At 71.5% G+C, this 10414-nt stretch carries 11 protein-coding genes and 1 pseudogene; 3 read left to right on the plus strand and 9 right to left on the minus strand.

Annotated features, from left to right (window positions below; genetic code table 11):
* From SACHA_RS23140 to SACHA_RS0118975, 8 genes and pseudogenes are all read right to left on the minus strand, one after another.
* A partial coding sequence (locus tag SACHA_RS23140) for an SDR family NAD(P)-dependent oxidoreductase (RefSeq protein WP_039739799.1) occupies nt 1–718 on the minus strand: 718 nt, incomplete at its 3' end.
* Nucleotides 719–802: 84 nt separating this feature from the next.
* Complete coding sequence (gene bluB, locus SACHA_RS0118945) at nt 803–1471, minus strand: 5,6-dimethylbenzimidazole synthase (protein WP_019812293.1); 669 nt, start codon at nt 1469–1471, stop codon at nt 803–805.
* Between the two features lie 163 nt (nt 1472–1634).
* A complete protein-coding gene (locus SACHA_RS0118950; RefSeq protein WP_019812295.1) occupies nt 1635–2843 on the minus strand; it encodes an FUSC family protein in 1209 nt (402 codons plus the stop codon).
* A 61-nt stretch (nt 2844–2904) separates the two neighbouring features.
* Nucleotides 2905–3087 (minus strand): annotated as a pseudogene (locus tag SACHA_RS24190) (hypothetical protein); the annotation flags it as partial.
* A gap of 105 nt (nt 3088–3192) precedes the next feature.
* Complete coding sequence (locus SACHA_RS24700) at nt 3193–3330, minus strand: hypothetical protein (RefSeq protein WP_019812299.1); 138 nt, start codon at nt 3328–3330, stop codon at nt 3193–3195.
* Nucleotides 3331–3370: 40 nt separating this feature from the next.
* Nucleotides 3371–4570: an L-2-hydroxyglutarate oxidase gene (gene lhgO / locus SACHA_RS0118965; RefSeq protein ID WP_019812301.1), complete on the minus strand. Its 1200-nt coding sequence runs from the start codon at nt 4568–4570 to the stop codon at nt 3371–3373.
* Between the two features lie 699 nt (nt 4571–5269).
* Nucleotides 5270–6814, minus strand: coding sequence for an APC family permease (locus tag SACHA_RS0118970; RefSeq protein ID WP_019812303.1), 1545 nt, complete (start codon nt 6812–6814; stop codon nt 5270–5272).
* Nucleotides 6815–6892: 78 nt separating this feature from the next.
* Nucleotides 6893–7645, minus strand: coding sequence for a hypothetical protein (locus SACHA_RS0118975; RefSeq protein ID WP_028663347.1), 753 nt, complete (start codon nt 7643–7645; stop codon nt 6893–6895).
* Between the two features lie 105 nt (nt 7646–7750).
* Here SACHA_RS0118975 and SACHA_RS0118980 point away from each other — a divergent pair, with 105 nt between their 5' ends.
* Entirely contained in the window at nt 7751–7963 is a 213-nt protein-coding gene (locus tag SACHA_RS0118980) for a hypothetical protein (protein ID WP_019812307.1), read from the plus strand.
* A 6-nt stretch (nt 7964–7969) separates the two neighbouring features.
* Nucleotides 7970–8701, plus strand: coding sequence for a DUF1990 family protein (locus SACHA_RS23145; RefSeq protein ID WP_019812309.1), 732 nt, complete (start codon nt 7970–7972; stop codon nt 8699–8701).
* A gap of 54 nt (nt 8702–8755) precedes the next feature.
* Here the strand turns inward: SACHA_RS23145 and SACHA_RS0118990 are convergent, their stop codons facing one another.
* Entirely contained in the window at nt 8756–9874 is a 1119-nt protein-coding gene (locus SACHA_RS0118990; RefSeq protein ID WP_019812311.1) for an NDMA-dependent alcohol dehydrogenase, read from the minus strand.
* 189 nt (nt 9875–10063) lie between these two features.
* Here SACHA_RS0118990 and SACHA_RS23150 point away from each other — a divergent pair, with 189 nt between their 5' ends.
* Nucleotides 10064–10393: a DUF3817 domain-containing protein gene (locus SACHA_RS23150; protein WP_019812313.1), complete on the plus strand. Its 330-nt coding sequence runs from the start codon at nt 10064–10066 to the stop codon at nt 10391–10393.
* Nucleotides 10394–10414: the final 21 nt, after the last annotated feature.

A 10414-nucleotide genomic window follows, 5' to 3' on the forward strand; every position in this document is an offset into this window, starting at 1 on the left:
CGGCGGCCGAGCCGCGCAGCGCGGCCTCCGAGGCGACGTTGACGACCGCACCGGACCCGGCCGCGAGCATCGCCGGCACGACCGCCCGGGTCAGCCGGAACAGCCCGTGCACATTGACGTCGAACACCCGCTGCCAGACCGCGTCGGACACCTCGTGGACCGGGCTGAAATCGTCGGTGATCCCCGCGACGTTGGCCAGGCCGTCGATCCGGTCCTCCGCCGCCGCCACGACCCGGGCGACGTCATGGTCGGAGGTGATGTCGGCGGGCACCGCCACCACCCGGGTGTCGTCGAACTCGGCGACCAGCTCGTCCAGCGTGGCGGCGGCGAGGTCCACGGCGACGACCCGGCCGCCCTCCCGCACGATGCGGGAGGCCGTGGCCCGGCCGATCCCGGACGCGGCGCCGGTGACGACCACGACGCGGCCGGCGAACCGGCCCTCGACGATCCGCTCCCGCCACCCTGCCTCGTCACCACTCTGTTCGGGCAGCACACCCCCGTTGACCCGCCGCACCAGGTCCTCGACGACCTCCTGGGACAGGGCACCCCGACTCAGTTCGACGAGCCGCTGCAGCGGGACGTTGCGCACCGGGGCGAGCGCGCTCTCGTCGAAGCCGCTCGCCACGAGCATCTCCCGCAGCACCGGACCACCATCCGGGTGTTCCAACCACCGCCCGATCGTCGCCGCGCCGGTCAACGGCGCGCCCTCCTCCACCATCCGCGTCTCCCTCGGATCACTCGGTGTCAACTAAGTTGACTCAGGCTACGCCGCGGGGAAAAGACCTCCCGCCGCGCCGTCCGGTCAGCGTGCGGGCCGGGCTCCGTAGGTCTCGTGGTGCAGAACGTCCTCCAGTGGCATCCGGCTGCGCCAGCCGTGCCGCTCCAGGTCCGGCGTCTCCGCGAGTTCCCGCACCGGCCCCAGGCACAGCCACGCCACCGGGCGCACACCCGAAGGGATGTCCAGCAGATCGCGCAGGAACTCCTCGCGGTAGAAGCTGACCCAGCCGACGCCGAGCCCCTCCGCGGTGGCGGCCAGCCACAGGTTCTGGACCGCCAGGCACACCGAGTACAGCCCGGCGTCGGCGATCGCGTGCCTGCCGAGCACGGCGGGCCCGCCGCGGTCGGCGTCGTAGGTGACCACGACCCCCAGCGACGACTCGACGACGCCCTCCACCTTGATCCGGGAGAACGTCTCGGCACGCTCCCCCTCCAGTCCGGCGGCGAAGACGTCCCGCTCGGAGCGCACGTGCTCCCGGAACCGCCGCCGCGTGTCGTCCTCGCGCACCAGCACGAAGTCCCACGGCTGGGACATTCCCACGCTGGGAGCCAGATGCGCCGCGGTCAGCACCCGGCGCAGCACGTCCTCCGGCACCGGTTCCCCGGTGAACTCCCCGCGTACGTCGCGGCGTCGGTTGATCACGTCGTACAGGTCGGCGGCCGGTGCGGGCGCCTCGAACTGTGGTCGGGACATGGGGCTCCATCCTGCCGCCCGCCGCGACCCGCCACACCGCTGGGCCGGACCGGTGTGACATGCGCGGCCAATCGACCGAGCCGCCTGCGCACGGATCACCACTGCGCCCGAGTATAGAACATTATACGCTCGCCGTGCGAGTGGCGCCCGGTGCGCGACCCGGTCACCGGTTCCGGTCGTCACGACGCAAGGGCCTGCGTTCCCGCCGCAACCGGCGGACAATCTCGCGCTGTTGCTCGGTCACCGGCGGCGGTTTCCACGGTTGGTCCGGGAACCGGGTCGCCGACTCGATCTCGGTGCGCAGCCGGTCGACGGCGCTGAGCAGGGCACCGTGGTGCTCCCATGCGCGGATGTCGCGCAGCGGTTCGTTGACGAGCAGCGCACTGAGCCGCTCCCGACACTCGGCGATCTCCGGGAGATGGTTCTCGACGCCGGCGTCGGACACCGAGGTCGCGAGCTCCCCCACCGCGCGGATCGCCCCGGCGGAGGACTCCAGGAGATCGGCGAGCACCCCACGGACGTCGTCGCCGTAGACGCTGCCCTCGTCCTCCTCCGGCACGAAGTACGTGCGGTCCAGCAGCGTCCGGCACAACTCACGCAGCGCCAGCAGACACCGCTCCAAACCGGTCAGGGCCGTGCGCAGCCGGGGTTGGCGCCGCTGGGTCACCCGGCCCCGCGGGTTGCCCCGGGCCCCTTCCTCCGCACGGGCCAGTGCCTGGTCGGTTCTGCCGACCTCGGTGACCAGCGAGCGCGCCTCGGTCAACCACCGATCGGCCTTCGCTTGCGACCACGACGGACGCAGCTCGGCGGCGAGCGAGGTGGTGAACTCCGCCATCCGGTCGGTGAGCCGCATCAGCGCCTCGCCCGCGGGTCGCAGATGCACCGGCGGGACGACGACGTTGACCAGGACCCCGACGGCCGCCCCCACCAGCGTCTCGTAGACCCGTTCGATCGCCACGTCCGAGGCTCCCCCGACCGCGAGCAGCAGCATGGCACTGATCGCCGCCTCGTTCATCTGCGGCCCCAGCCGGAGCACGAGCCCGACGAGCAGGGCGGCACCGACGATGCTCCCGATGCTCCACCAGGTGAGCCCGACGATCCCGGCCACGCCCACCGCGAGCAGCACACCGGAGACCACGCTGGCCACCCGTTGAATACCGATGGTCAGGGTCTGGAAGAGGGTGACCTGGACGACGATCAGCGCGGTCAGCGGTGCGAGCACGGGCGCGTCGCTGGTACCCAACGCACCCGCCAGGGCGAACGACCCGGTCGCCGCGAGCGTCGACTTGAGCACATGCCGGTCCGAGGAACGCACCCGCCGGAGCAGCTCGGGCCCCCGACCTCGGATCCGGTCCCGCACCGAGCCGATCATGGGTTCGTTCCTCCGGAGGTCCCGGCCCGACGACCTCAGCCGAACGGGGGCCGCGCGTCGGTCACGCGGTACTCCATGATGTCGCCGTCCCTGACGGCGATTCCGGTGTCGGCGCGTCGGCGACGGCCCGCCACGCGTCGATGTGTTCGCGGGATTCCCACCGTTCGAAGTTGTAGACCCGACCCGGATGGAGCGGATCGGGCGTGCTCGCGAGATCGAGTCCGGGGGCCTGTCTGCCCCAGCGGAGCGGATCCGGATGGGCGGCGACGAAGGCGTCCCGCTGCCCGGCCGCGACCTCCGAATACCGGCGATGATGAACATCGCGTGCGCGTACCGAAACACCCGGTCGCTACGGGCGGATTTCGCCGACATCCGATCCGGGCGACTCGCGGGCCTCCTCGGCGGCGGCCGCGCCGTCCTCGTTCTCGTACTCGGCGGCGGTCCGGGCGAGCATCCGGTCGATGTCGGCGTCGTGTCGTTCAGTCATGCCGCACCTCCAGAGCCCCGCTTCCTCGTGTCGGCAACGCTCAACCGTCGACCCCCATCCGGTCCACCACGTGTTCCGCGATCGCCAGGGACGACGTCGCCGCGGGGGACGGGGCGTTGCGCACGGTGGTGATGCCGTCCTCGTGTCCGATCCGGAAGTCGTCCACCAGAGACCCGTCCCGGTCCACCGCCTGCGCCCGCACCCCGGCTCCGGCGCGGCGTACGTCGGCGGCGCCGACGTCCGGCACGTACCGCGACGCCGCCCGCATGTACGCGCGCACCGACAGGCTGCCGCGCATCTCGGCCATTCCGGCCCGCCAGTGCTGCCGCGCCATACGCCGGAAACCCGGCCACCCGAGCAGGTCGCGCACATCCGACCCGACGAGGTCGCGACGCCGGTACCCCTCCCGGGCGAGGGCGAGCACCGCGTTCGGCCCCACCTCGACCTCTCCGGACACCCGACGGGTGAAGTGCACCCCCAGGAACGGATACCGCGGGTCCGGCACGGGATAGATCATGCCCCGCACCCGGTCCCGCTTGCCCGGCGAGACCGCCATGTACTCGCCGCGGAACGGCACGATGCGGGGGCCGTCCACACCGTCGGCGCGCCGCGCGAGGCGGTCGGCGTGCAGCCCGCCGCAGACAACGAGCCGGTCGACGGTGCGCACCCCCGCGGTCGTGGTGACCTCGACCCGGCCGGCACGGTGCCGGACGCCGGTCACCGCCGTGGACAGCTCCACCCGGCCGCCCGCCCCTTCGATGTCCGCGGCGAACGCCGTGGACACGGCGGCGTAGTCGGTGATGGCGGTCCCGGGTGAGTGCAGCGCGACGAGCCCGGCCGCGTGCGGTTCGAGCTCGGCGATCCCCGCCCCGGAGACCCGGCGCAGCCCGGGCACGCCGTTTTCCCGGGCGGTGGCCTCCAGGGCGTCGAAACGCCCGAACTCGGACTCCGAGACCGCGACGACGAGCTTGCCGCACGCCTCGTACGGCAGGCCGCGCTCGACACAGTACTCCCGCAGCAGCGCCCGACCGCGCGCGCACAGCTCGGCCTTCAGGCTTCCCGGTCGGTAGTAGATCCCGGCGTGCACGACGCCCGAGTTGTGCCCGGTCTGGTGCGCGGCGAGCCGGTCCTCCTTCTCGAACACGACCACCTCGACACCCGGGTACCGCCGGGTGAGCTCGCGGCCGACGGCGAGCCCGACGATACCGCCCCCGACGATGCCGACGCTTCCTCCGCGCACCGGGTACCTCCCCTGTGTAGTGGCTCGTCCGACCATTGTCCTGCCGAGCCGTTGGGGAACGGCACGGCGGCGCAGGAGCGTGTGGCGACCGGTTTTTCCCAGGAACAGGGGGGGTAGGGGTCATTCATGGGGAAGCCGAGGAGACGCCATGATCGCGTGGTCGCCGAACGCGTGCTCCACGCCGCGGCGCGGGGCACCGTGGCGGCGATGAGCATGAGCGGCATGCGGGCGTTGACCACACGTCTGGGGCTGCGGGAGGCAACCCCGCCGGAGATGGTCAGCCAGGAGCACGCGCCGGGGGTTCTCCGCCGCCAACCCCGGGAACGTCGGGAAGCCGTCATCGTGCTGATGCACTGGATCTACGGTGCCGGAGGCGGAGCGGCCTACGGCGCACTGCCCGGCGGACTACGGCTCAAGCCGTGGGCGGGCCCATGTTCGGCGTGGCATTGTGGCTCGCGTTCGAGACGCTGCTGGTTCCCGTGCTCGGTCTGCGCATGCGCAATCCGTCCTCGGTGCGTCAACGCGTCCTACTGGCCTCCACCGCAAACCACGCGAGTGACCCAGGCCGAAAGTCGGACAGCGCGGTCCCACGCCACGGGCCGAGGAGACCGGCGGCCCGACACCGTCGGCGGTGTATCAGGTCCCCCGACGCACCCCGGTCCACCGGACCAGCCGGCCCCTCGCCCGTAGCGGTCCGGATCACTCCCTGAAGAGGGAGCGCCCCTCCGATTCCTCCTCCGGCGAGTCCCGCTCCTCCCGCTCGCGCTGGCCGAGCAGGGAGTGCCGCCTGCTGTAGGCGAAGTAGATCAGCACGCCGAGCGCCATCCACACGAGGAAACGCAGCCAGGTCAGCACGGTCAGGTTCAGCATCAGCCAGACACAGGCGGCGATGGCCAGGATCGGCACCACCGGCACCCACGGCACGCGGAACCCGCGCGGCAGGTCCGGACGCTTCTTCCGCAGCACCAGCACCCCGGCCGAGACGAGGATGAACGCGAACAGCGTCCCGACGTTGACCATCTCCTCCAGCCTGCCCGCGTCGAAGAAGCCCGCGGCCACCGCCACCACCGTGGCGACCAGCACGTTCATCCGCACCGGGGTGCCCCGCGAGCCGGTTTTCGCCAGCGGGCGCGGCAGCAGACCGTCCCGCGCCATCGCGAACAGCACCCGCTGCTGGCCGAGCAGCAGCACCAGCACCACCGTGGTCAGCCCGGCGAGCGCGCCCACGGAGATGACGTTGGCCGCCCAGTCGACGCCGTGCGTGGAGAACGCGGTCGCCAGCGTCTTGCGGCCCTCCGGTTCGGCGTCGGTGGCCAGTTCGGTGTAGGGGACCATGCCCACGACCACCAGGGAGGTCGCCACGTACAGCACGGTCACGGCCGCCAGCGAGCCGAGGATCCCGCGCGGCACGTCCCGCTGCGGGTTGCGGGTCTCCTCCGCGGTGGTGGCCACGACGTCGAACCCGAGGAACGCGAAGAACACCAGCGACGCGCCGGCCAACAGCCCGAACGCGCCGTAGACGCTGCCGGAACCACCGGCGAGCAGGGAGAACAGCGACTGGTCGACACCGCCGCCGGACTCGCCGCCGGACTCGGCGCCCGGGATGAACGGCGTGTAGTTGTCCGGGGTGATGTAGGCCAGGCCCAGCACGATGACCAGCAGGATGATCGTCACCTTGACGGCCGTGATGACGAGGCTGAACCGGGACGACAGCTTGGTGCCGAGGGTGAGCAGCGTGGCCAGGATCACGACCAGCAGCACCGAGCCCCAGTCCAGGTCGACGCCGCCGATGGCCACGGTCGTGCTCATCTCCGTGCCGAACAGGGTGGTCAGCACGTCCTCCAGGTAGATCGACCAGCCCTTGGCCACCGCGGCGGCCGCGATCGAGAACTCCAGGATCAGGTCCCAGCCGATGATCCACGCGAGGAATTCACCGAACGTGGCGTAGGAGAAGGTGTAGGCACTGCCCGCGACGGGCACGGTGGAGGCGAACTCGGCGTAGCACAGCGCCGCGAGCCCGCACGCGACCGCGGCGAACACGAAGGCCAACGCCACCGAGGGGCCGGCGATGTCCCCGGCCGTGGACGCGGTGAGCGTGAAGATCCCCGCGCCGATCATCACGGCGACGCCGAAGACCATCAGGTCCCAGGCCCCGAGGTTCTTGCGGAGCCGGGTGTCCGGCTCGTCGGTGTCCGCGATCGACTGTTCGACCGATTTCGTCCGCCATATACCGGTTCCCGGCACGGGCTTCCTCCTTGAACGCCTGGTTTGCAGGACCGGCGCAAGACCCTAGACCCTCGCCCGGGCGTACCGGGAGACCGGTCACCGACGGTCGTCGACCGCCCCTCCATCCGTCACGAGTCCCGCGGGACCCGAGCGCTCACCCAGGTCGTCGAGCCGGTGGGTGAAGATCTCCACACCGTCCACCAGCCGGCCGCCGGAGGTCGCCGCCGCGGCGAGGCAGAAGCGCACCCACATGTTCAGCTGGATCTCCTTGGCCAGCCGAAGACGCGCGTACAGCAGGTAAACCAGCCTGCTGGCGGGCGCGGCCCACAGTTCGACCTCGAACACCAGCAGGTCGCCGTCGCCGAACGCGCGGAACCACACCTGTCCCGCCTCCAGGTGCCCGTGCAACGTGACCAGGTGCAGCGAGGTGTCGTCGCGATGCACCACCCGGACCGGGCCGTCCCACGGCCCCGGCATCTCCACCACCAGCTCGTCCCCGGCGCACAACGACCGCGCTCCGCCCCGGGTGGTGTGGATGTGCACGACCTCCGAGGGCACGAAGTGTTTGAAGTCGTGCACGACGCGGTCCATGAGCCCGGCGGCGTCGACCCCGGCCTCCGCGATGCGCACGCGGAAGCGGCGGTGGAACAGCTGCCCGTAGCCGTCCACGCTGCGCTGCACCCGGTCGTCGATCAGGCCGTCGGGCAACCGCGGCGGAAGGTCCCGCGCGTCGCCGCGGCACTCCGTCCGGTGCAGTGGGGTCGTCTCCCAGAGGTAGCGCCAGGTGACCAGCGCGGTCCCCAGCAGCCACCGTGCGAGCTCGGTGAGCACCCGGCGAGATCGCGACATCGGCACCCTCCGTCAGTGGTGAGACCGGGACGAACGGGGTATCAGACTCTGTACCTACCCCGCGCGGGGGCGCTGACACGAACCGAAGGACACACGGAGGAACGCATGGTGGTCCGACTTCTGCACCGGGCGGGCGTGCGTGCCACCCAGCTGCACCTGGCGTCACTGGGCACGATCGTGCTCTGCATCAGCCTGTGGATCCGCGCCAAGACGGTGGATCAGGCCCAACGGGGCAACGCCGAGCGCCGGGCGCTGTTCGTGGGCCTGTGGCCGCCGACGATGTGGCAGATCGGCGACGCGCTGACCGAACACGAGTGAGTCCGGTTGGCTCAGTGGGGCCTCGGGCGGCCGGACACCGCGCGCGAACTCGCGGCGCTCGCCGACGCCGGCATCAACTACTCCCCGACCGAGGTGCGCAGGCCCGCGTGGACCCTCGACACCCATCTGCACGGGCTCCCCGCGGAACGGCCCGGTCCTCCGGAGCCCGGAGGACCGTGGGAGCGGGCCTGCCGTGTGGTGCGCGACTACGAGTTCACGCCCCCGGAGTCCGTGCGGGCACTCTACGACCCGGCCGTGCCACTGCTCGGCCGGAACATGCTGCTGCAACTCCGGTTCCACGGGCTGCACCTGTACTGCGGTGTCCGGATCACCGAGGTGGTGGACGAGACCCGGGACGACGGTGCCCGGGTGTGGGGGTGGGCCTACGAGACGCTCGACGGGCACCTCGAACGTGGCAAGGTGACCTACGAGGTGGTCAAGTACCGGGACACGGGCCGGGTGGAGTTCGTGGCCGCCAGTCATTCCCAGCGGGCACCCGACCTGGACCCGGTGCTGACGCTGGGGTGGTCGCTGTTCGGCCGCCGCGCACAGCTGCGTTTCTACCGCCGATGCGGCGTGCGGATCCGCGACTCCGTCACCGCGGATTCGGAGGGACGCGCGGGCCCGATGCCTCCCGCGACGCCGCCCCGGGCTTGGGGGCTGGTGTGGGTCCCCTCCGACGCCGGAGCGCGCTTCGCGCACTCACCGGAGATCCACTGTGTCACCCCCGGTGGGTGAACCGGGCGGGTCGGCGCCCCGGCCGGGGACCGTGCGAGACGCCGACACCCGGACTCACTCGGTGTCGTGCAGGATGACGCCGCGGATGTTGCGGCCCTCGTTCAGGTCCGCGTAGGCCTGGTTGATCTCGTCCAGCCGGTAGGTCCGCGTGATCAGCTCGTCCAGCTTCAGCCGCCCCGCCCGGTACATCGACGCCAGGCGGCCGATCTCCACCGACGGTGCGCCCTTGCCGAGGATGGTCCCCTGGATCCGCTTCTGCATCATGGCCAGCGTCCACAGGTTCGTGGGCAGGGTGTTCTCGTTGACGTCGCCGATGCCGGTGACCACCACGGTGCCGAACTTCGCGACCGCGTCGACCGCCCGGCCGACGTGCTCGCCCGTGGTGACGCCCACCGCGACCACGACCGACTCCGCGCCCTGCCCGTTGGTGACCGATCGGGCGAACTCGGCGGCCTCCTCGATGTCGGCGAAGGTGTGACTCGCCCCGAACGTGGCGGCGCTGTCCCGTTTGAACGCGACCGGGTCGACCCCGATCACGTACGCCGCGCCGCGTGCGGCCGCGCCCTGCACGGCGTTCATCCCGATGCCGCCGAGGCCCATCACGATGACCGTGTCGCCGGCGACGACCTCGGCGGCGTACTCCGACGACCCCCAGCCGGTCGGGGCGCCGCAGGACAGCAGCGGAGCGACGTGCAACGGGATGTCGTCATCGACCTTCGTGAGCGAGTGCTCGGAGACCACCGCGCGTTCGGCGAAGGTTCCGGCCATGGTCATCTGCCCGGCCTCGTCGCCGTTGATCCGCGCCCGGTAGGTCCCGTCCGCCATGGACCCGAGCAGGGCGTACATGCCGAGGTCGCAGAGGTTTCCCCGACCCGTGGCGCACGGGTGGCACCGTCCGCACGAGGGCACGAACTGGGCGACCACGTGGTCGCCGGGCACCAGCGAGTGCACGCCCGGACCGACCGACTCGACGACGCCCGCGCCCTCGTGACCGCCGATCAGCGGAATTTTGCCCACGGGCATGTCCCCGGTCGCGGCGTGGTCGTCCGAATGGCACAGTCCGGCGGCCACGAACCGGACGAGCACTTCATTGGCCTGGGGCTCGTCGATCTCGACGTCGACGATCTGCCACTTGCCGGGCTGCTCCAGCAGCGCCGCCGCACGGGTCCACATCGTTGTCCACCCACCCGAATCTAGAACACGTTCTAGTTGAAGAGTGAAGCACAGGACGTCTCCCGTGACAAGGGCCGGGCCGTCGCCCGGCCCGCACCTCTGCGATGCTGCACCGGAGGGCTCCGCACCCGCGGGCGCGGACATGCCCACCCATCCATACAACGACCGTCCGCACCGGAGGGAACGGGAATGCTCACCACCGACGTCGGACGCTTCCGACTGCTCGCCCTCGCCGAGGCGTTGTCCTGGGCCGGTCTGCTGACCGGAATGTTCTTCAAGTACGTCGCCGTCGGCGACGACCTCGGGGTGACCGTGTTCGGACCCGTGCACGGCCTGCTGTTCGTCGTCTACGTGGTCGCCGCGCTGCTGCTCCACCGCCGGCTGGGCTGGACGAGGCCGACCCTGCTGCTGGCGCTCGCGGCGAGTGTGCCGCCGTTCGGCACCGTGGTGTTCGAGCGGTGGGCCACCCGCACCGGACGGCTGGCTCCCACCCCCACCCCCGACCGGGTGGACGCCTGAGCCCGGCAGGCACCCGGCCCG

The sequence above is a fragment of the Saccharomonospora halophila 8 genome (assembly GCF_000383775.1).
In the GTDB taxonomy this organism is placed as follows: Bacteria; Actinomycetota; Actinomycetes; order Mycobacteriales; family Pseudonocardiaceae; genus Saccharomonospora; species Saccharomonospora halophila.

Bases quoted from the DNA above. Each gene is read 5' to 3' on its own strand.
- SACHA_RS0118980 (WP_019812307.1), top strand. From the start codon at position 7,751: ATGGTGGTCCGACTTCTGCACCGGGCGGGCGTGCGTGCCACCCAGCTG.
- SACHA_RS0118990 (WP_019812311.1), bottom strand. From the start codon at position 9,874: ATGTGGACCCGTGCGGCGGCGCTGCTGGAGCAGCCCGGCAAGTGGCAG.
- SACHA_RS23150 (WP_019812313.1), top strand. From the start codon at position 10,064: ATGCTCACCACCGACGTCGGACGCTTCCGACTGCTCGCCCTCGCCGAG.
- bluB (WP_019812293.1), bottom strand. From the start codon at position 1,471: ATGTCCCGACCACAGTTCGAGGCGCCCGCACCGGCCGCCGACCTGTAC.
- SACHA_RS0118950 (WP_019812295.1), bottom strand. From the start codon at position 2,843: ATGATCGGCTCGGTGCGGGACCGGATCCGAGGTCGGGGGCCCGAGCTG.
- SACHA_RS24700 (WP_019812299.1), bottom strand. From the start codon at position 3,330: ATGACTGAACGACACGACGCCGACATCGACCGGATGCTCGCCCGGACC.
- SACHA_RS0118975 (WP_028663347.1), bottom strand. From the start codon at position 7,645: ATGTCGCGATCTCGCCGGGTGCTCACCGAGCTCGCACGGTGGCTGCTG.